This window comes from Prosthecobacter sp., assembly GCF_044227185.1.
In the GTDB taxonomy this organism is placed as follows: Bacteria; Verrucomicrobiota; Verrucomicrobiia; order Verrucomicrobiales; family Verrucomicrobiaceae; genus Prosthecobacter.
In genome coordinates, this window is record NZ_JBGAFO010000003.1 from 319,273 (window position 1) to 338,709 (window position 19,437).

Genomic DNA, 19,437 nt, shown 5'->3' on the forward strand with positions numbered 1-19,437 from the left:
TGGCGCATTGGTACTTCATGGAAAACCTCCGCCGCCTGCTTTTTGCCACCTTCGTGTTCGTCGTGGCCGCGCTGCTGTTTGCGTGGTGGCGCCATGGGCAGGGGGGCTACGGCGCGCTGAATCTCCTCAAAGGAGAAAAGCCCGGAGCTGTGACCATCACTCCGCCGAAAAAGCCGAAAATCGCGCCGGATGAGCTGCCTTTGCTGACGCGGTTGAATGACGAGTTCTCCAAAATTTCCGCCGCCGTGCAGCCTTCCGTGGTCAGCATCACCACCAAAAAGAACGTCCGCCATGGGCAGCCAAACTGGCAGCCCTTCAAAGGCACCGGCGCCGCCGCGGAGCAGATGGAGCCCAGCCTCGGCTCCGGAGTGATCATCAGCAAGGAAGGGCATGTGGTCACCAACTATCACGTGGTCGAAGGCGTGCAGGCGGCCGACATCGAGCTCTCCACCAACGACAACAAAACCTACCCGAGCCTCATTCTGGGCTTCAACAAGGAGCGGGACATCGCCCTGCTGAAAATCGACAGTCCGCGGATGGACTTTGCCGCGCTGAGCTTTGGCAATTCCGATGACGCCCGGGTGGGCCAGATCGTGCTTGCGGTGGGCAATCCCTTCGGGCTCAGCGGCACGGTGACGCAGGGCATCATCAGCGCGCGTGACCGCCATCTCAGCGACAGCCAGTATGACTACCTGCAGACGGACACGGTGATCAATCCAGGAAACTCCGGCGGGCCGCTGGTGAACATCCGCGGTGAGGTCATCGGCATCAATGTTGCCCTTTATCGGGGGGACGCGACGGTGAGGAGCTGGCAGGGCGTGGGGCTGGCCGTGCCATCCAATGAAGCCAGGCTGGTGGTGGAAGACATCCAGGCAAAGCTCAAGGAAAGCGCGAAGCAAATCTCAGGAGTGACCAGTCTCACCGGCAGGGGCTACCTCGGGCTGGGGGTCAGCAGCGAAGCGGTGGAGATCGATCCCGTCTGGGGCACCTCGCGCCGTGGTGCGCTGGTCACGGACATCGGGGACAATTCACCCGCCGCCGAGGCCGGCCTGCGCCAGGGGGATGTGGTGACCAAGTTTCAGGGCATGGCCTTCCGTTCTCCGGCGGACCTGCTGCAGATCATCCGCACCCAGCCGCCCGGCAGTGAGGTGAAGCTCGAAGTCATCCGCAATAAACAAAAGGGCGACATCATCGCCCGGCTCGGGGCCAGACCTGACGCGGGCCCTTAGCGCTCCACTCTTATCTTGGCTTCAGCACCCAGCGCTTGCCGGAGCGGCTGGCGAGGACGTGAAGAGCATCCTGGTGAAACTGCAGGTCGATGCTGCCTGAACTCCAGGTGTCCAGCAGCGGGATGTTCTGCTCTTTGGCCTGTTGAACGAGCGGGGCGGGCAGCGCGGTTTCCACGGTGCGCGGGTCGCTCCCGCAGAGGATGAGCTGCGGCTGCGTGCGGAGCAGGAACTCCGCGCTGGTGGAAAGGTCCAGCTCATGCTGGCTGCGGATCAGCACATCGCAGCGCAGATCGGCGGCACTGGCGCACAGGGCCTTCTCGGCACGCCAGCCGGCGTCGCTCAGCCACAGCACGCGCCAGGGGCCGAGGCGGACCATGAGGGCCATGGTGCGGTCATCCGCACGGTCGTTCTGCACCTGCGCGGGCGGGTACAGCATGCGGGCTTCGACTTTGAGCGCCGGCGCCTCGGACAGCATGACGGGTTCATCGACCTGCAGTTTGCGCAGCGATGGCGGAGGGGATGACTCAAGCAGGCGGCGCAGGGTGGAGCGTGAGGAATCATGCCGCCCCGGCTCCTGGGAACTGCAAAACAGCACGGGCGCGCCAAACGTGGCGACGACTTGCGCGGCGCCGCCGATGTGCCCCGCGTCATTGTGGCTGAGAAACACACCCGCGACGGTGTCCACACCGCTGGCATGCAGATACGGACGCAGCACGCGGCGGAAGCTCTCGTCATCACCGGTGTCAAACAGCCAGTGGGTGCCGCCAATGCGCAGATGATTCGCCGCGCCACCAAAGGGCAGCTCCAGCACGCGCCACTCGGCGGGGGCGTTTGTGGAGAAGGTGCGTGGCTGAAAATGAAAATTCGCGCCCGGCAGCCCGGCAAACCAGACCGCGCTGGCCACCATCGCCTTCGCCAGCGCCCAGTTGACGTTGTTGAAGAGGATCTGCGCGCCAGTCAGATGCAGCGCCGCCGCGCAGAGGCCCAGGCAGGTGGCGCCGAGACACAGGGAGGAAAGAGGTACGAGCACGCAGTTGGCGATCACGGCCACGGGGGTGATGGATTGAAAATGGCCGAGGATGAAGGGCAGGCTGCCGATCCATGCGGCGAAGGAAACGCTCAGCGTGGTGGCCAGCCACAGCCGGCAGCGGCTCCAGGCGCGCTGCCGCCAGCTGGCGAGCTGAGGCGGCAGAAAGGGGTCCAGCCGCGTGAATGGCAGCAGGCGTTTGAGCAATGGGGCGGAGCCCACGGCGCTGAGCCACAGCACACCGAACGAGAGCTGAAACCCCGGCATGAAGAGCTGATGTGAATCCGCGGCCAGCAGCAGCAGTGCGGCGGCGCCGAGGCTGTTTTGCAAAGACGATTCGCGGTCCAGCAGCGTGGCGCTGAGGTAGATGGCCACCATGAAGGCCGCGCGCGCGGCGGAGGGACGCCAGCCGGTGACGAACGCGTAGGCAAACACCACCAGCACCGCCACCCACAGCGAAACACTGCGCGGTGTGCCGGTCTGCCGCAGCACCGTCAGCACGATGAAGCCGAGCAGACCCACATGCAGCCCGCTGACGGCAAAGACATGCAGCGTGCCGCTGTTGCGAAAGGCGTCTTCAATCTCGTCATCCGCCTCGGCAGACACTCCCAGCGCCATGGCGCGCAGCACCGCGACGGTTTGCGGATCTTCCTCCAGATCCTGCGTGAGCTGCCTGCTGATCCACTGCCTGCAGTCTTCAGCCGTCTCCAGAAAAGCGCAGTACCAGCCCTCGCTGCTGCCGCCGACGCGCCGCATGTGGGAGATGTCCAGCCGGGCCACGCGGCCCATGCGCAGGGAGTACTCCTGCGCGTCAAACGTGCCGGGGTTCGAGGCGGTGCGCGGCAGGTAGAGGGTGCCCCGCAGCTCATACACACCCGCGCCGGGAAAGCGGACGTCTTTGGGCAGCCGCACCAGCAGGGTGGCCGGCTGCTCCAGCGCAAGGCCCGCCGCGGGAACCTCGATCTTCTGCGTGGTGCAGAGCGCGTGGGCGCGGCCGTCGGTGGTGTTGTCATACTCCGGCAGCAGGCTGCCGCGGATCAGCGCCTGCAGCGGCTGGCTCTGCTCCTGCAAGGCAAGACGCAGCGGATGGCGGAAGGTTTCATCCGTGCGCACGGTGTGAATGAAGGCAAAGACCAGCGCCGCGCCCGGGATCAGCAGCCACGAACGCCCGCTGACCAGCGCCGCGCCCGGCAGCGCCGTGGTGAGCATGAGGAGCCACGTGGCGTGAGCGGGAAGCCAGCCCATCTCCGCGGCCAGAATGCCGCAGACGGCCGCCAGAGCCAGGGCCATCAGCGGATTGGCCCGGGTCCAAAGCTGGAGCTTCGCGAGCATCGGCCCTCTGGTTGAACCATCACGCCTTCGTGGCGCCGGAAGCCCCCGCCTTGGCGCGCTGCTCCATCAGCAGCTTGTACTGCATCTGCTCGAGTTCGCTCATGCGGTGGTGCGCGTTCGCGCTGTGGCGCGTGTTCGGGAAGTTGCCGATGATCTGCTCCAGCATGTCCCGCGCGGTTTCGAAGTCATGGCGCTGGGTCAGATGCACGTCCGCAATGCGGAACATGATGAAGGCGGCGTCGTCCACCGGCCAGTCCTTGCTTTGCAGATGATCTTCGAGCGCTTTCAAGGCCGCCTGCGGATCGTGCATGCGCTCGGCGTACACCTTGGCGATTTCAGCCACGGGGAAGGGGTCGTCCGGCTTGTCTTCCAGCATTTTTTCATAGTGCTCGATCGCGCCCTGGTAGTCGCCCTGCGCGATGCGCGCGGCCGCCTTGGTCATGTGGTCCTGCTCCACTTTTTCGCCGGAGGAGAACACCGCCTCTCCCATCACATCTCCCAGCCAGGGAATGAGATACTTCACCGCAAGCAGCCCGCCGGCGAGCCCCAGCAGTATCACAAACACCAGCTTCATGCCGTCTCCGGCATCTTTCACGAAGTGCCACAGCAAAGCGATGACAAGAAGGACCAGCGCGACGACACAAATGCGGATGACAAGTGCGGTGTTCATGATTCGGGATAAAGCGAGGCTATCAAACCGACTGTCTCCCGCCAAGCACGAAATTGGCGGCCGCCCCTCAGCCTCCGCCCAGGGCCCGGTAAAGACTGGCCTGCACCTGGAACTGCCGCTTCGTCACACCGATCAACTGCAGCCGTGCCTTCAGGGCGTTTTGCTGCGCATTGAGCACCTCCAGATAGGTGGCCCGGCGCGTGCGAAACAGGTCTGCCGCCGTGCCCACGGACTCCATCAGCAGATGCACCTCCCGGGTTTTGACGGAATGCAGATCCTTTAAGATGCGGATGAAGGCGAGCTGGTTGTGGACTTCGACGTAGCCGTTGACGATGGACTGCTGATAGGCGTTGAGCGCCTCAAGCTGCGAGGCGCTGGCGTGGTCAAACTCGGCCTGGATCGCCCGGCGGTTGACCAGGGGCGCCACCAGCCCTCCCAGCGCGGAATAGGTCGCCGAATGGACATTGAAAAGGAGGTTCGGCCGGAAGGCCTGCAGGCCCAGCATGCCGTTGATGGATACCGAGGGCAGAAACGCCGCCTTTGCCGCCTTCACGTCCGCCTTCGTGGCCGTGAGTTCAAACTCAGCGCGGCGGATGTCCGGGCGGTTCCTCAGCAGGTCAGCCGGCACGCTGGCGGGCAGGTGCGGAAGCGCGGACTGCAGCCCCGTCTTGCTGCGCGCGATGGGCCGCTTCGGATCTCCGAGCAGGCTGCAGATGATGCCCTCCTGCTCCACAATCTGCTGCTGGGTGTCCATCCTCATTCCCTGCAGATTGAACAGCAGGGCCTCGAACTGCTGCACGGCCAGTTCGTTGGCCGCCCCCGCCTGCTTCTGCACCTGCACGGTCTCAAGCGCGTCACGCTGGATCTTGATGGTCTCGTCGATGTTGATGATCTCGGCATCCAGCGCCAGCAGCTCATAGTAGGCCGTGGCCAGTTCGGCGATCAGACGCGTCTGCACCAGGTTTCTGCCCTCCACGCTCGCCAGCAGGCGCGCGGTGGCGGAGGCTTTTTTGCTGCGGAGCTTTCCCCACAGATCGATCTCCCAGCTCGTCTGCAGGCCGACCATGTAGTCCGGCAGGTCCCGCGGCACAATGCGGCCGTCATAGATGGGCGTGGTGCTGTTGCCGGCGCCGTCCATGGTGTAGAGGCCGTAGCGCTGAAGGCCGCCGCCGGCGACGCCGGAGACCTTGGGAGCCAGCACGCTGCGCGCCGCGGTGATCTGCGCCTTTGCCATCTCGATGCGCTGGAGTGCAATCTTGAGATCACGGTTGTTCTCCAGCGCCTGGGTCGTGAGCGCCTGCAATTGGGGATCCGTGAAATGCCTGCGCCACTGGCTGACGCCGGTGAACGAGCCCGTTTTATCCGGCACTTGCGCGGCGGCAGGCGCGGCGGACTTTTTCCCGAAGCGGCGCAGATCTTCACAACTGGTGAACATCAGCGGCACGAGCGAGAAGCACGCGCTTAGAAAAGGCCAGCTCAGATGCAGGATGTCACGCATGTTCCGGTTCCTTGGGGGGTGTGGAGGTTGAAGTGATGGAGGCAAAAATGACGTAGAGGCCGGGGATGAGCAGCATGCCAAACACGGTGCCGAAGATCATGCCGCCCACGGCCGAGGCGCCGATGGTCCTGTTGCCGGCAGCACCCACACCCGACGCCATCATCAAGGGACTCAAACCGGCGACGAAGGCGAGTGACGTCATGAGGATGGGGCGGAGGCGCGAGGTGGCGCTTTCCACGGCCGCCTGCAGCGGGGTGCAGCCTTCGCGCTGCCGCTGGATGGCGAACTCGACCACGAGGATGGCGTTTTTCCCGAGCAGCCCGATCAGCATGATCATGGACACCTGGGCATAGATGTTGTTTTCAAGGCCCATCCAGAGCAAAAACACAAAAGCGCCCAGCAGGCCTGTGGGCAGCGAGAGGATGACCGGCATCGGCAGCAGAAAGCTTTCATACTGGGCGGAGAGCAGGAGGTAAACAAAGGCGAGGCAGATCAGGAAGATGAACACCGCCTGATTTCCTGCGAGAATCTGATCCCGGGTGATGCCCGCCCAGTCGATGCCAAAGCCTTTCGGCAGTTTTTCCCTGGCCGTTTCCTGAATGGCCTGGATGGCCGCGCCACTGCTGAATCCTGCGGCAGGTTCGCCATTGATCTCAGCGGAGGTGAACATGTTGTGGCGTGTGACCTGATCCACCCCGTACACTTTTTCCAGCTCCACAAACGTGCTGAGCTGGACCATTTCCCCCTGGTCGTTTTTGACATGAAGTTTCAGGATGTCCTCAGGGCGTGCGCGGTACTCCGGCAGCACCTGGACCATGACCTTGTAGAGCTGCCCAAAGCGGATGAAATTGGTGGCGTATTTACCTCCGAGCATGGTCTGCAGGGTGCTCATCACATTGTTGGTGGTCACGCCTTTCTGAGCCGCGATGTCGCTGTCCACATGCAGCAGGTATTGCGGAAAGCTGGCGTCGAAACTGGTGAAGGCATTGGCGATCTCCGGCCGTGCCTCCAGGTCGTTGATGAACTTCGCGGCCACGCTTTCCATGTTTTTGAAATCGCCGCTTCCGGTCCGGTCGAGGAGGCGGAGTTCGAAGCCGCTGGCGTTGCCGTATCCGGGCACGGCGGGTGGTGAGAACAGCTCAATCTCGGCATCTTTGATGTGACGGGTCCTGCGAAGAAGTTCGTCCATCACGGCCCTGACAGACTCGGATCGCTCATGCCAGCCGGTGAGATTGATCAGGCAGGATCCATAGGTGGCCCCGCTGGCATCGGTGATGATGTTCACGCCCGCGAGAGTGGAGACGGATGAGATCGCGGTGATGCCCTCACAGCAGTGCTGGATTTCATCCACCACGGCCTTGGTTCGCTCCAGAGTGGAGCCGGCCGGGGTGGTGACACCCACGTAAAACGCGCCCTGGTCCTCATTGGGAATGAATCCGGAAGGCAGCCTGCCGCCCATGAAGACCATGACCGCGCAGAAGCCGAGGAGGATGCCCCAGCTCAATGTGCGCCTGCCTGCCAGCGCCGAAATCCACCGCGTGTAAGTGCCCGAGACCTTGTCATAGCTGCGGTTGAAGAGGCCAAAGAAGCGGTTGAGCAGGCTCTTGCTCCTGGGCGCATGATGCATGTTTTTCAACATGAGGGCGCACAGCGCCGGAGTGAGCGTGAGTGCAACGCAGCCCGAAAGCACGATCGCTATCGCCATCGTGAGGGAGAACTGCTGGTAGAAGATGCCCGAGGGGCCGGACATGAAGGACGCGGGAACGAAGACGGCTGCCATCACGAGCGTGATCGCGATGATGGCGCCGCCGATCTCGCCCATGGCCTCTTCGGTGGCCTGGCGCGGGCCTGCACCGGTGCTTTCCATCTTCGCATGCACCGCCTCCACCACCACGATGGCTCCGTCCACCACGATGCCGATCGCGAGCACCAGGGCCAGCAGCGTGATCAGGTTCAGGGAGAAGCCCAGCAACTGCATGAAGAAGAAGGTGCCCACAAGGGACACCGGCACCGCGATCACAGGGATCAACGTGGAGCGCCAGTCCTGCAGGAAGACAAACGTCACCAATGACACGAGCAGGAAGGCCTCTGCGAGCGTGCGCACCACCTCATGCAGCGAGGCGTCAAGAAAGCGGGAGACATCGTAGCTGATGTCATAGTCCATGCCCTGGAGGAAAGTGGCCTCCTTGATTTCAGCCATGCGCTGTTTGATGCTGGCGATGACTTCGTTGGCATTGGAGCCGGGCAGCTGCTTGAGAAGGATGGCGGCCGTTGGCCTCCCATTGAACCGGGTCTCCACATCGAAGTAAAGGGTGCTGAATTCGACCTCGGCCACGTCCTTGATGCGCAGCACCTGGCCCTCGTCATTGGAACGAATGGGGATCTTTTCATAATCTTCCTGATTCTGGTATTTGCCCGCATAACGCACCACGTACTGAAGGTGCGGCTCGGTCTTGTCCGAGCTTTCCCCCACCTTCCCTGGCGCTGCCTCCACATTCTGCTCTTTCAAGGCGAGCAGCACGTCCTCCGTCGAGATGTTGTAGGTAAGCATTTTGTCCGGTTTGAGCCAGATGCGCATGGAGTATTCCTTGACCCCGATGATCTTCGCGAAACCCACACCCTCAATTCGCTTGAGCTCGGTGAGGATGTTGATGTCGGCGAAGTTGTACAAAAACATCTCATCGAGTTCAGGATTGGTGCTGGTGACATCGAGGTACATCAGCATGGCCTTTTCCTCCTTGGCGATCTGGACGCCGGCCTTGATGACTTCTTCCGGCAGCTCGCCCATCATCTTGTTCACGCGATTTTGAACATTCACGGCCGCCACATCCGGATCGGTTCCGGCTTCAAAGACAATTGAAATGACACCGACGCCGTCATTGGCCGCGCGTGAAGACATGTACTTCATCCCGGGCACGCCGTTGATTGATCTTTCCAGCGGGACGATGGCCGCCTTGGTCAGCGTTTCGGCATTCGCCCCAATGTACTCCACCGTCACGTTCACCTCGGGTGGTGCAATGCTCGGAAACTGCGTGATGGGCAGTTGGTAAAGCGCCAGCAGACCCAGGAAGGTGATGATGATGGAAATGACCATCGACAACACGGGTCTGCGGATAAACTCACGGATCATTCAGGCGTTCGGGTCATCGGTTTGGTGCGCGGCATCAGGAGGTGGGGGAAGTGTTTCCCACCGCCATCCCGCACCTGCTGCTGTTTCACAATCTGGCGGCGGACGGGCTGCATCAGAACGGAGCGACTTCCGCAAGGGCCTTGAAGTCCGGGGCGATCACCTGCCCCTCCTTCACCACCTGAATGCCTTCGAAGATGATGCGGTCCGTGGGCTTGAGGCCGGAGTCGATCACGTAGTAGTGATTGGGGAGGCGCAGCTTGGTGCCGATGCTGCGGAGCTGGATGCTGTTGTCCGCATTGAGCGCAAACACGCAGGTCTTATGCTGGACTTCAAAGGTGCATTTCTGCGGGATGACCAGGGCGTTTTTCAGCTCCGACTGCACCACCACTTTGCCACTGGAGCCGTGCTTGAGAACGTGCTCCGGATTGGGGAAGCGGGCGCGAAAGGCGATGTTTCCAGTGCTTTTGGAAATGACGCTTTCCCAGGTTTCGATCCGGCCTTTGTACGGGTGGATCTCCCCATTGGCCAGCTCCAGAATGACGCTGCCCTCCACGCCAAGGTCCTTGCGCTTGGCCAGTTCGAGATATTCGGGCTCCGAGACATTGAAGTAGGCATAGACATCGCCGTCATTGGAGATGGAGGTGAGCAGGTCTCCTTCAGAAATGAGGCTGCCGGTCTTGGTGCGGATGCGGTTGATGACGCCGTCAAACGGCGCGCGAATTTCCGCGTAGCTGAGGTTGCGCTCGGCATCAGCCACGGTGGTGCTGGTCTCGTCCACCTTGGCCATGGCGGTGTCCAGCCTTGCCTTCGCCATTTCCCATTCGGACCTGGCGATGATCTTTTTTTCAAGCAGGAGCTGGTTGTTTTGAAGGTCGATCTCCGCCATTTTGGCCTCGGCCATGGCGGCCTTGAGCTTGGCGTTGGCGCGCTTCAGCTCCTCCTGAAACCCATGGCTGCTGATGGTGAAGAGCACCTGGCCGGCGGAGACATGCTGGCCCTCATCGGCCGAGATTTTTTCCAGGTACCCGCCGACGCGCGCGCGGAGCTCGATGAAGTTCGAGTTCTGAATGCTCGCAACGTATTCCTGCCCGTGGGGTACGTCCATCACCACTCCGGAGATGACGGGGAAGGATTTGCTGGGCTCATGGCTCACGGCAGTCTTGTTTTCACCGCATGAAATCATGAACAGAAGAAGCGGCAGGCAGGCGAGCGCCCGCAGGCCGGCGTTTTTTTCAATGATGGGTTCACAGGGGGTCATGAGAGAATGCATCAGCATTTGATGTGCCATGTGGAAAAACGCCGTGAAAGCCGGGCAAATCATGGCTTTCGCACCGGCCTTTTTTGACCGGCTGGAAGGATGTGGCGGAATCAATTTGTTGACGTAGGATATTCCGCTACAAAACAGCGCGCCTGCATGGGGCCGAACAGTCCGGGTTCAGGAGGAAGGCGGGCGCTTTTCGCGCGGCGGAGGCGGCGGTTCCGTAGAGGTGTAGCGTGGCATACGCAGATTGCTGTCGCCTTAAGAACCACATTCTGTGGGAGCAGGCCACCACAGGTGCGGGGATGTCCCCACGAAATCTTGTTGAGGCCGGACGCCACCGGCCTATTCACCCCGCAGATCCAGGCAGAGAATGCGGGGGCCGGATTTCCGCAAAAGATCAGGGGCCTGCTGGCGCACATACAGGAGCCCGTGGCTGAGTGCAGGCAGGCTCCAGGTATTGAGCGCATAAAAAGGCTGCGCCTGCGCGAGCACCTTCGCTCCAGCGGGACTGAGATCGAGCCAATGAAGGGAGCCTGTTTCGCCCAGGCAGAGGAAGGCGCCGTCCGCCCGCAGGAGGCTCGCGCGCAGGATGCTCAGGCGCGTGGGATTGGCGCGGCCGGTCTGCTTGCTGAATTCGGCGTCCGCCCACTCGATGTGCTGCTCCCACACTTCTTCGCCGGTCTCCGCATTCACGCAGACAAGGCGCGACTTGGGCTCCGTCTCGCCATCGATGGCGTAGAGATGCCCTTCGTGATACACCGGGTTCATCCAGTGCACACCGAGCTTTTTGGACTGCCAGACCTCCTTCGCCTGAAACTCCGCATCATACTCCACCATCACACCGCCGAGCGGGCGGCCCTTCGGATACGCGGTGGTGATGAAGGCGCGGTTCTTCTCCGGAACCACAACCGGCGAAGAGCCGATGGCCTGGATGTAGTCCTCATTGCGCCATGCAAATTTGGAATGCAGCTTTCCACTGGCAGGATCAATGCACATGAGACCGCCCGTTGCGGGATCGCTTTCGCCGCCGGCATAGATGAGCACCTTCATCTGCCCATGCAGCGTGGCAGGAATGGGCGAGGCATAGCTGGCTCCCCAGGCGTCCTCCACGGTCCACACCACCTGGCCGCTTTTCAGATCAAACGCCGCCACGCTCACGCCCGCTTCGGCCAGGCGCTCCTTGCGGTCGCGCAGTCCTTCGCTGTCTTCGATCGGCGCCTTTTTCCCGCCCACATTCAGGATCACCCGCCCGTCGAGAATCAGCGGCGTGCCGCCTGCGCCGAAGAAGTCCTGCGGCACGTGGTATTCCTTGCGCAGGTCATGCTCCCACAGCGCCTTGCCCGTCTTCAAGTCGAAGGCCCGCAGCTCAGCCGTCACGCCGTAGGTCACCACGACACCCTCGGCGATGACCGGGCTGCCGCGCGGCCCGTTGCCAAAGCCGTAGCGGTCCTGATACGAAATGGGATAGGCCTGCGACCAGAAACGCTTGCCGGTTTCACGGTGCAGGCACTCGATCGTTTCCTTGCCTTCCAGTGCGTGGAAAATCACGCAGTAGTCACCGCTGATGGCGGGCGAATTGTACGCCTCGCCCATCTGCACCTCCCACATCGCCTTCGGTTCGCCTGCGGCCCAGGTTTTGAGCAGATGCGTCTCCGGCGAACAGGCGTCATTCGTGGGCCCCAGCACGCGCGGCCAGTCGCTCGTCTTTGCCTCTTTCGCCAGCGGCTTCGGCGCCGCATGAAACGTCAGCCGGTCAAAGGCCTCCTGCGCGGGGCAGAGGCTGAGGGTGAGGAGAAGCAGAAGGAAAGAGATCGACGATTTGTACATGAGCGGCTATGCTAATTACAGCTATGGAAAGCGCTACTTTCATTCTTGCTGCTGTCTGTCTTCTCGGCACCGCCGCAGTGCCGGAGATGGTGGCCCGTTGATGAAGAGCCGGAAAGAATGAGCGCGGGGCTCTGCGGCTCCTGCCGTTCACATCCTGGGCCAGGGCGCAGTAAAAGCCAAGGATCGCCCGTTGAGCCGTTGAATTTCCGGCGTATGGGAGGAGCGGTTCTCCAATCACCCCCATGCTCATCCCCACCTCTTTCCCCACCTCTTTCCCCACGTCCAACGGCCCCGCTGAATCCAAACCGCTCATCGCGCAGGAGGGCTGGGTGGTGCAGCATCTGTTTTTCAACATCGATCACGGCTACTGGGCGGCGCTGACCCCCGAGGAGCGCCAGGAGCGCCGCGAGAACTTCACGCGCACCATCGAGTCCATCCGCAAGCACCCCGGCACGCAGTTGCTCGCTTTTGCCATGGTTTCGCCGAAGTCGGAGCTGGGCTTCATGCTCATCACCCCGGACCTGCACGACTCCCAGCGCTTTGAAAAGCAGATCACCCTGGCGCTGGGCGCGGATGTGCTGACCCCGGCCTACAGCTACCTTTCGATGACGGAGTGGACGGAGTACTCGCAGAGCGAGGAGGAGTTCAAGGTGCAGCTGGAAAAGGCGGAGAATCTCACGCCCGGCACCGAGGCCTTCGACAAACGCCTGGCCGAATGGAAGGGCCACATGACGAAGTATTTCAACGACCGCCTCTACCCGAACATGCCCGACTGGCAGGTCTTCTGCTTCTATCCCATGAGCAAGCGCCGCAACGTGGGCGCGAACTGGTACGCCAATGACTTTGCCAAACGCCGTGAACTCATGGGCGGCCACGCCAAAACGGGCCGCAAGTACTCCGGCAAGGTGCGCCAGCTCATCACCGGCTCCACCGGCCTGGACAGCCACGAATGGGGTGTGACCCTCTTCGCGCACGACATGTTCCAGATCAAAAGCATCGTCTATGAGATGCGCTTTGACGAAGTCACCACCCAGTATGGTGAATTTGGCGACTTCTACATCGGCATCCAGACCCCGACGGGCGAGCTGCTGCAGCGGGTGATGCTGAGTTGATTTGTACGTGGCAATGCATATTTTGCCCTATGACTTCCACTGCCACATTCACACCGGCTGCGCAGGAGCTGCTTCATTTATTCCAGAGCTTGTCGGTTAACGAAAAGGAGCGTGTGCGCGAAACCATCGTTCAATCGACTGAGGAAGCCATCATCCCTGAAAGCCATTGGGAAATTTTACAGGAACGTGAAAAGCTGCACGCTCAAGGACTGGACCAGGCAATTCCAGTGGAAGAGGCTTTCAGGCAGATTCGCGCAAGGCTTCGCGAGGAACGTCAGGCGGCATCATGATTGTGCATGTGCGGCCAACTGCCTTGGAAGATCTTTTTGAGGCGGGGAGATTTTATGACACTCAAGAGGAAGGCCTGGGGGATCAGGTGATGGATTTTTTGCAGGCCAAAATAGTGGAACTGGAATTGACTGGGGGCATGCACCCTCGGCATCAAGGTTTCCACCAAATGGTGGTGCAAGGCACGTTTCCCTATTACGTCATTTATTATTCGATGGAACTGGACGGCGTGCATGTGCGGGCGGTACTGGATCACCGCCGGGATCCCAAGACCATTCGTCGTCGCCTGCGTGAAGTTTGAATTTTTGCCCCATGCCAAACCAGCCCCTCACCATCGCCAACCGTCAGTTCCATTCCCGGCTCATGCTGGGCACGGGCAAATTTGCCAGCGGGGAGCTGATGCGGGACGCCATCGTGGCCTCGGAGACGGAGATCGTCACCGTGGCGCTGCGCCGGGCGGATTTGTCGGGAAAGGGCGATCCTTTTGCGAACATCCTGGACTTCATCCCGAAAAACGTCCTGCTGCTGCCAAACACCAGCGGGGCCATGAATGCGGAGGAGGCGGTGCGCCTGGCCCGGCTGGCCGTGGCGGCGGGCCTGCCGAACTGGGTGAAGCTGGAGATCCACCCCGACCCGCGCTACCTGCTGCCGGACCCCATCGAAACGCTCAAGGCAGCGGAAGTCCTGGTCAAAGAGGGCTTCACGGTGCTGCCCTACATCAATGCCGACCCCGTTTTGGCCCGCCGCCTGCAGGACGTGGGCACTGCCACGGTCATGCCGCTGGGCTCGCCCATCGGGTCTCATCAGGGCATCACCACGCGCCGGCAGATCGAAATCATCCTCACCCAGGCCACCGTTCCGGTGGTGGTGGATGCCGGCATCGGAGCACCCAGCCATGCGGCCGAAGCCTTTGAAATGGGTGCGGATGCCGTTCTGGTGAACACTGCCATCGCCGTGGCCTCTGACCCCGTGCGCATGGCCCAGGCCTTTAAAATGGCCGTGGAGTCCGGCCGCAGCGCCTACGAAATCGGCCTGAGCGAAGGCATGGCGGAGGCTTCAGCCACCAGCCCGTTGACGACTTTTCTGTATCAGCAGCCCTGATAAGGGCCTGGCTTCAGCCTTTCACCAGGTAGGTGAAGACGATGACGCCGCCAAAAAGCAGCGCGGCTGCGATACACATTCCGTAAAAGATGACCATAGTGACCGCGCATTTAGCGCGAATCAGGGCGTCCGCCAGCAGAAATTTCTTCTTGCGAAAAGGAGGCTTTGGGGCAGACTCCGCGCCCCTATGGCAAAAACATGCTGGCTCGAGCGCGACAAGCGCAAACGTAAAACCGTCGAAAAGTACGCAAAGCTGCGTGCTGAACTCAAGGCGAAAGGCGACTACGTCGGCCTCTCCATGCTTCCCCGTGATGCAAGCCCGACCCGTCTCATCAACCGCTGCCGCGTTTCCGGCCGTCGTCGCGCCTTCATCCGCCGCTTCCAGATGTCCCGTATGACCTTCCGCGAACTCGCCTCCCAGGGAATGATCCCAGGGGTGACGAAGTCCAGCTGGTAGAAATTTGACCGAACTTGCAGCCGGGGTGGGATAACTCCGGCTGCATGGAGAGGCGGAGCGTTCTTCTTCTGATGCCTACCTACTCCTACATCGCCGAAGACCCTGAAAAAGGGTGCCCTGCCTGCCGCAGAGGCTTCGACCTGCGCCGCCCGATCAGCAGGCCCGCCCTGGAGGCATGCCCGCTGTGCAAGCAGCCGGTCAAAAAACTCATTTCCGGCTTCAACACGCCGAAGATCACCAAACCCCTTTCTGTTTCCGACGCCAAAGCCGCCGGCTTCACCATCCTCGAAAAGCGCTGTGATGGGAACTATGAGAAGCTGTGACTGACTGAAAGCGTCGCCCCATGACACCCCTGCTCGCCAATGCTTCCGCCGAACTCGTTCGGGAGTGGAGTTTTACTTCTGCGGAAGTCTTCTGGCAGTCCGTCATTGTGCTGGCCATCGTGCTGCTGAATGCGTTCTTCGTGGCGGCTGAGTTCGCCATTGTCAAAGTGCGGGACAGCCAGCTCCAGGCCGCCATTGATGAAGGCACTCGCGGCGCCAGGTTTGCCCAGACCGTGACGCGGAATCTGGACGCCTACCTCTCCGCCGGCCAGCTCGGCATCACGCTGACGAGCATCGCACTGGGTATTTTCGGGGAGCCATTTGTGTCCCTCGTGGTGCAGCCCGTCCTTTTCAAATTCGGCATTGTCAGCGATACCGTCGTCCGCTGGACCTCCACGGGCATCGCCTACGCCATCGTCACCTACCTTCACGTCGTGCTGGGGGAGCAGACGCCGAAGGTGCTCGCCATCCGCAAATCCATGCAAACCGCGCTGCTCATCGCGCGTCCGCTGCATTTGTTTTACATCGTGCTGAAGCCCGCCATCTGGATCCTCAGCGCCAGCACCAATGTGGTGCTGCGCTTTCTGGGCATCACCGCCGTGTCTGAGCACGAGATCGCCCACTCCGAAGAAGAGCTGCGCCACATCGTGGCGGAGAGCCAGAAATCCAAGGAGGTGACGGAGACGGAGAAGGACATCCTGCTCAACGCCCTGGCCCTCAACGACCGCTGTGTGCGCGATGTGATGACGCCGCGCAACCAGGTCGTTTCGCTGGACGCAGATGAAACCTTTGAGGACAACCTCAAGATCGCCATCGACTCCAAGCACACGCGCTACCCGCTCGTCGAAGGCCATCTCGACCACGCCATCGGCACCATCCACATCAAGGATCTGCTCGGTCTCATCGGCAAGCCGCAGCCCGACCTGCGCAAGATCAAACGCGAGCTGCAGATGGTGCCGGAGATGATGCCCATCGACAAGCTGCTGCGCTTCTTCCTGGACAAGCACGTGCATGTGGCCCTCGCCGTGGATGAGTTCGGCGGCGCCGTCGGCATCGTCACGCTCGACAACGTCCTCGAGGAAATCGTGGGAGACATCCAGGACGAGTTCGACCACGAAGTCAGCGAGTTCCGCCGCATCAATGAAAGTGAATTCACCGTGGAAGGCACCTACAACCTCTACGAACTGGCCGACCAGACCGGCATCGAGCTGGAGAGCGACGAAGTCACCACCATCGGCGGCTACGTGACGCACCTTCTCGGCCATCTGCCCAAGGTCGGAGAAAAAGTGACCATCGAGGACTACGAGGTGACCACCACCAAGGCCGATCTGCGCCGCGTGCTGCAACTTCACTTCAAGCGCCTCTCCAGCGCTGCGGCAGAGGCTGCCGCCGCTGACGCCGCGCCGGAAGGTGTGTGAGGGCATCACACCCGCAACAGGTGGCACACCCGGTAAAAGCCGCGGGTAAGCGAATATGGCATAGTTTAAGACAAAGGGCCGTCGGCGGCTTCGTTTGCAGGGGCCTCCATCTCATTGTTCACGACTTTCTCCCATGCGCCTGCTCATCCTGCTCGTTTGTGTTTTCGCCTTCGCGGCCACTTCCTTCAGTCAAATCAAGGCCAATGCGGATGACGATGATGCGCCGGAGGACATGATCCTCGGGTTTCGTGGCAGGTCGAAGTATCAGATCGTCGTGCCGGATGTGGCGGCGAACGCAGTGGCGGAATCATCCGTGACGCGGGCGGCGGAGCTGCTGCAGCAGGCGTTCGCCGCGAACAAGATCACGCTCCCAGTGGTGAAGGAATCGCAGGCGGATGCAGGGCGCCCGGGCTTCTACCTGGGGGCGACGAAGTTTGCGACGGCGAAAGGCGTGGACATGGCGAAGGCCAGCGGCTGGGACTATGCGCACAAGGTTGTCGGCGCGAATGTCATCATCGCGGGGCATGACGAACCAGACTCACTCTTTGGCAAACGCAGCACGGGGAAGGACGTGCCCCGACCATTTGAAGGCACGCTGTTTGGCGTCGCGGAGTTTGTCCATCATTACGTCGGCGCGCGTTTTCTTTCGCCTGATGAAGTGGCGGGTACGGCCTTCGTACCGCAGTCCATCATCCATGTGCCACCGGCGCTCGATGTGCGGAGCGCGCCCCATTTCGCGGAGCATGACATGCGTGATGGGGAGGAGCTGTTCTACACCGCAAACCATGCCCGCCGCTTCATGCGCATCTGGTCGCGCTTCGGGCATCAGCATCCGTCGGCGGTGCCCATGAAAGAGTATGGCAAGGCGCACCCGGAGTACTTCATGATGACGGCCGGGGTGCGGCAGCCGGCGCTTTCCGCGGGCGACGGGCAGCTCTGCCTCTCGAACAAGGAGGTGCAGGAACTGATTTACAAGCACATCGTCGCGCGGTGCGATGACGGTTTTGACATTGTGGAGCTCGGGCAGGCAGATGGTTTCCGCCCATGCCAGTGCAAGGAATGCGAGGAGCTGTATGGCATCAAGCCGACGACGAAACCCACCGATGGCATCGCCTACCACAATGACCGCGCCTGGGGCGAGAAGCTGTGGATCATGCACCGCGGCATGGCGCTGCGCCTTCTGAAGGACCGGCCCGGCAAGAAGATCATGATGACCTCCTACGGTCCCACCATTCAGCCGCCGCAGACCTTCCGCGAATTTCCAGAGAACACGATCATTGAAATGATGCACTCCGACGCCGAGGCCTTCGAAGCGTGGCATCAGCTCAAGGTGCCCGGAGGCTTCTCCGCCTATCTTTACAACTGGGGCAACTTCCACCTCGTGGGCCTCACTCCGCTGACCACCGTGGGCATGATCGCGGAGCAGAATCGTCTGCTGGTGAGCAATCACGTGCACTCCGTGCAGGTGAATGGCAGCCCCGGTGGCGGCCAGTGGGGGCTCGAAGGGCCGAACATCTATGTGTATCTGCGGCTCGGCATTGATCCCACCCGCCAGACCGCGAGCCAGCTCTTCGACGAGTATTTGCAGGCGGCCTTCCGCGAGTGTGAGAACCCGATGCACCGCTTTTTCACCAGCCTGCAAAAGCGCGTGGAGCTGTGGCAGATGATCCGGACTTACGCCTATCAATCCGGTCGTGATCCGATTTTCGCGCTCGGAACGTTGTGGACACCGGATGTGATCAACTCGCTGGAGGAAGATCTGGCCGCGGCGGAGAGCAGCGTGCAGCTGCCTGAAGTGCGGCGCAGGATCGACATCGTGCGTTACGAGTTCGATTTCCTCAAGCACCTCTCCCTCGTGGTGAATGCCTGGCGTAATCATCAGGCCATGAACAATGCTGCTTCCATCACGCAGCTTCTCGACGCCATTGACGCACGGAACGCCTTCATTGCGAGCGTCGCGAATGGCGATGCAAAGTATCCCAAAAAGAAGAATCCAGCCTATCGCTTCGCCAAGGAGAACGACCTGAAGTATGCGGGCCGCTACCTGGACCGTGCTCCGTTCAACTGGGACACGGCGAAGATGCGCGCCACCCCCGACGCGCTGCTGCAAAAGAGCCCCACGCTCGCCATCGAGCGTGTCAGCGGGCCGCTCACACTCGACTCACCGCGCTGGGAGAAGGCCGAGGCGCATGCGCTGCTGCCGGGCGGGAGTGCTGACAACCTGCAGGCACCCACCAGCTTCCGCGTGCTTTGTGACGACGCCAATCTCTACGTGCGCGTCAGCGGCGAGCAGCCGGCGGACAAGATGAACTTCTCGCCACGCGGTCACGATGCCGAGCTGTGGTTGCAGGAGAGCATCGTCATCAACGTGTCCCCCGTGGGTGATCGTGCCCGCTACTTCTACTTTGCGTATGAGCCCGAGCCGGCCTCGTTCAATGAGGCGGAGCACGGCTTCATCGCCGACTACCTGCACCCGCGCTACGGGTGGAACGACGAGAGTTGGAACGGCAGATGGTCCTTCGAAACCAAACTGGTGCCCGCGAAGAAGCGCTGGGAATCCATGGCCGTCATTCCCTTTGAAACGCTGCGCACCCAGCCGCCGAAGTCCGGGGACACCTGGTATTTGAATGTCGGCCGCGTCCACTTCCTGGACGCCTCAGGCCAGAAGACCGGCCGCGAACTTTCCGCCTGGACCGGCAAACTCAACGCCTCGCACATCCCTGGGGACGCCTCCTTCGGCAAGGCCACCTTCAAATGATCCTGT

At 61.5% G+C, this 19,437-nt stretch carries 15 protein-coding genes; 9 read left to right on the forward strand and 6 right to left on the reverse strand.

Annotated elements, in window-relative coordinates:
* Positions 1–17 precede the first annotated feature (17 nt).
* Positions 18–1,229: a S1C family serine protease gene (locus tag ACILSQ_RS09125; protein WP_395743295.1), complete on the forward strand. Its 1,212-nt coding sequence runs from the start codon at positions 18–20 to the stop codon at positions 1,227–1,229.
* A gap of 10 nt (positions 1,230–1,239) precedes the next feature.
* On the opposite strand, the gene ACILSQ_RS09130 is transcribed toward ACILSQ_RS09125, so the two are convergent.
* The 6 genes from ACILSQ_RS09130 to ACILSQ_RS09155 form a co-directional block, all read right to left on the reverse strand.
* Positions 1,240–3,588, reverse strand: coding sequence for a ComEC/Rec2 family competence protein (locus ACILSQ_RS09130; protein WP_395743296.1), 2,349 nt, complete (start codon positions 3,586–3,588; stop codon positions 1,240–1,242).
* Between the two features lie 19 nt (positions 3,589–3,607).
* Positions 3,608–4,258 (reverse strand): tol-pal system YbgF family protein, encoded by a 651-nt coding sequence (locus tag ACILSQ_RS09135; RefSeq protein WP_395743297.1) that lies wholly within the window; start codon positions 4,256–4,258, stop codon positions 3,608–3,610.
* Positions 4,259–4,325: 67 nt separating this feature from the next.
* Positions 4,326–5,756, reverse strand: a complete 1,431-nt coding sequence (locus ACILSQ_RS09140; protein ID WP_395743298.1) for an efflux transporter outer membrane subunit — start codon at positions 5,754–5,756, stop codon at positions 4,326–4,328.
* Positions 5,749–8,886, reverse strand: coding sequence for an efflux RND transporter permease subunit (locus ACILSQ_RS09145; RefSeq protein ID WP_395743299.1), 3,138 nt, complete (start codon positions 8,884–8,886; stop codon positions 5,749–5,751). Before ACILSQ_RS09145 ends, ACILSQ_RS09140 begins: the two co-directional genes overlap by 8 nt.
* Before the next feature lie 112 nt (positions 8,887–8,998).
* The gene (locus tag ACILSQ_RS09150; protein WP_395743300.1) at positions 8,999–10,144 is read right to left on the reverse strand and encodes an efflux RND transporter periplasmic adaptor subunit; all 1,146 of its coding nucleotides are present in this window, start codon (positions 10,142–10,144) and stop codon (positions 8,999–9,001) included.
* A gap of 345 nt (positions 10,145–10,489) precedes the next feature.
* The gene (locus ACILSQ_RS09155) at positions 10,490–11,974 is read right to left on the reverse strand and encodes a PQQ-binding-like beta-propeller repeat protein (RefSeq protein ID WP_395743301.1); all 1,485 of its coding nucleotides are present in this window, start codon (positions 11,972–11,974) and stop codon (positions 10,490–10,492) included.
* 242 nt (positions 11,975–12,216) lie between these two features.
* On the opposite strand from ACILSQ_RS09155, the gene ACILSQ_RS09160 reads away from it, so the two are divergent.
* The 8 genes from ACILSQ_RS09160 (at position 12,217) to ACILSQ_RS09195 (ending at position 19,431) form a co-directional block, all read left to right on the forward strand.
* Positions 12,217–13,086 (forward strand): chlorite dismutase family protein, encoded by an 870-nt coding sequence (locus ACILSQ_RS09160; protein WP_395743302.1) that lies wholly within the window; start codon positions 12,217–12,219, stop codon positions 13,084–13,086.
* 29 nt (positions 13,087–13,115) lie between these two features.
* A complete protein-coding gene (locus ACILSQ_RS09165; protein ID WP_395743303.1) occupies positions 13,116–13,376 on the forward strand; it encodes a hypothetical protein in 261 nt (86 codons plus the stop codon).
* Entirely contained in the window at positions 13,373–13,675 is a 303-nt protein-coding gene (locus ACILSQ_RS09170) for a type II toxin-antitoxin system RelE/ParE family toxin (protein ID WP_395743304.1), read from the forward strand. Before ACILSQ_RS09165 ends, ACILSQ_RS09170 begins: the two co-directional genes overlap by 4 nt.
* An 11-nt stretch (positions 13,676–13,686) precedes the next feature.
* Positions 13,687–14,475, forward strand: coding sequence for a thiazole synthase (locus tag ACILSQ_RS09175; protein WP_395743305.1), 789 nt, complete (start codon positions 13,687–13,689; stop codon positions 14,473–14,475).
* A gap of 187 nt (positions 14,476–14,662) precedes the next feature.
* The gene (gene rpsN, locus ACILSQ_RS09180) at positions 14,663–14,932 is read left to right on the forward strand and encodes a 30S ribosomal protein S14 (RefSeq protein ID WP_395743306.1); all 270 of its coding nucleotides are present in this window, start codon (positions 14,663–14,665) and stop codon (positions 14,930–14,932) included.
* Positions 14,933–15,003: 71 nt separating this feature from the next.
* Positions 15,004–15,255, forward strand: coding sequence for an FmdB family zinc ribbon protein (locus ACILSQ_RS09185; RefSeq protein ID WP_395743307.1), 252 nt, complete (start codon positions 15,004–15,006; stop codon positions 15,253–15,255).
* Between the two features lie 20 nt (positions 15,256–15,275).
* Positions 15,276–16,673 (forward strand): hemolysin family protein, encoded by a 1,398-nt coding sequence (locus tag ACILSQ_RS09190; RefSeq protein WP_395743308.1) that lies wholly within the window; start codon positions 15,276–15,278, stop codon positions 16,671–16,673.
* 133 nt (positions 16,674–16,806) lie between these two features.
* A complete protein-coding gene (locus ACILSQ_RS09195) occupies positions 16,807–19,431 on the forward strand; it encodes a DUF4838 domain-containing protein (RefSeq protein ID WP_395743309.1) in 2,625 nt (874 codons plus the stop codon).
* Positions 19,432–19,437: the final 6 nt, after the last annotated feature.

What these genes read in the sequence shown, in the direction of transcription:
- ACILSQ_RS09125 (WP_395743295.1), top strand. Translation starts at nt 18, where the DNA reads ATGGAAAACCTCCGCCGCCTGCTTTTTGCCACCTTCGTGTTCGTCGTG.
- ACILSQ_RS09130 (WP_395743296.1), bottom strand. Translation starts at nt 3,588, where the DNA reads ATGCTCGCGAAGCTCCAGCTTTGGACCCGGGCCAATCCGCTGATGGCC.
- ACILSQ_RS09135 (WP_395743297.1), bottom strand. Translation starts at nt 4,258, where the DNA reads ATGAACACCGCACTTGTCATCCGCATTTGTGTCGTCGCGCTGGTCCTT.
- ACILSQ_RS09140 (WP_395743298.1), bottom strand. Translation starts at nt 5,756, where the DNA reads ATGCGTGACATCCTGCATCTGAGCTGGCCTTTTCTAAGCGCGTGCTTC.
- ACILSQ_RS09145 (WP_395743299.1), bottom strand. Translation starts at nt 8,886, where the DNA reads ATGATCCGTGAGTTTATCCGCAGACCCGTGTTGTCGATGGTCATTTCC.
- ACILSQ_RS09150 (WP_395743300.1), bottom strand. Translation starts at nt 10,144, where the DNA reads ATGACCCCCTGTGAACCCATCATTGAAAAAAACGCCGGCCTGCGGGCG.
- ACILSQ_RS09155 (WP_395743301.1), bottom strand. Translation starts at nt 11,974, where the DNA reads ATGTACAAATCGTCGATCTCTTTCCTTCTGCTTCTCCTCACCCTCAGC.
- ACILSQ_RS09160 (WP_395743302.1), top strand. Translation starts at nt 12,217, where the DNA reads ATGCTCATCCCCACCTCTTTCCCCACCTCTTTCCCCACGTCCAACGGC.
- ACILSQ_RS09165 (WP_395743303.1), top strand. Translation starts at nt 13,116, where the DNA reads ATGACTTCCACTGCCACATTCACACCGGCTGCGCAGGAGCTGCTTCAT.
- ACILSQ_RS09170 (WP_395743304.1), top strand. Translation starts at nt 13,373, where the DNA reads ATGATTGTGCATGTGCGGCCAACTGCCTTGGAAGATCTTTTTGAGGCG.
- ACILSQ_RS09175 (WP_395743305.1), top strand. Translation starts at nt 13,687, where the DNA reads ATGCCAAACCAGCCCCTCACCATCGCCAACCGTCAGTTCCATTCCCGG.
- rpsN (WP_395743306.1), top strand. Translation starts at nt 14,663, where the DNA reads ATGGCAAAAACATGCTGGCTCGAGCGCGACAAGCGCAAACGTAAAACC.
- ACILSQ_RS09185 (WP_395743307.1), top strand. Translation starts at nt 15,004, where the DNA reads ATGCCTACCTACTCCTACATCGCCGAAGACCCTGAAAAAGGGTGCCCT.
- ACILSQ_RS09190 (WP_395743308.1), top strand. Translation starts at nt 15,276, where the DNA reads ATGACACCCCTGCTCGCCAATGCTTCCGCCGAACTCGTTCGGGAGTGG.
- ACILSQ_RS09195 (WP_395743309.1), top strand. Translation starts at nt 16,807, where the DNA reads ATGCGCCTGCTCATCCTGCTCGTTTGTGTTTTCGCCTTCGCGGCCACT.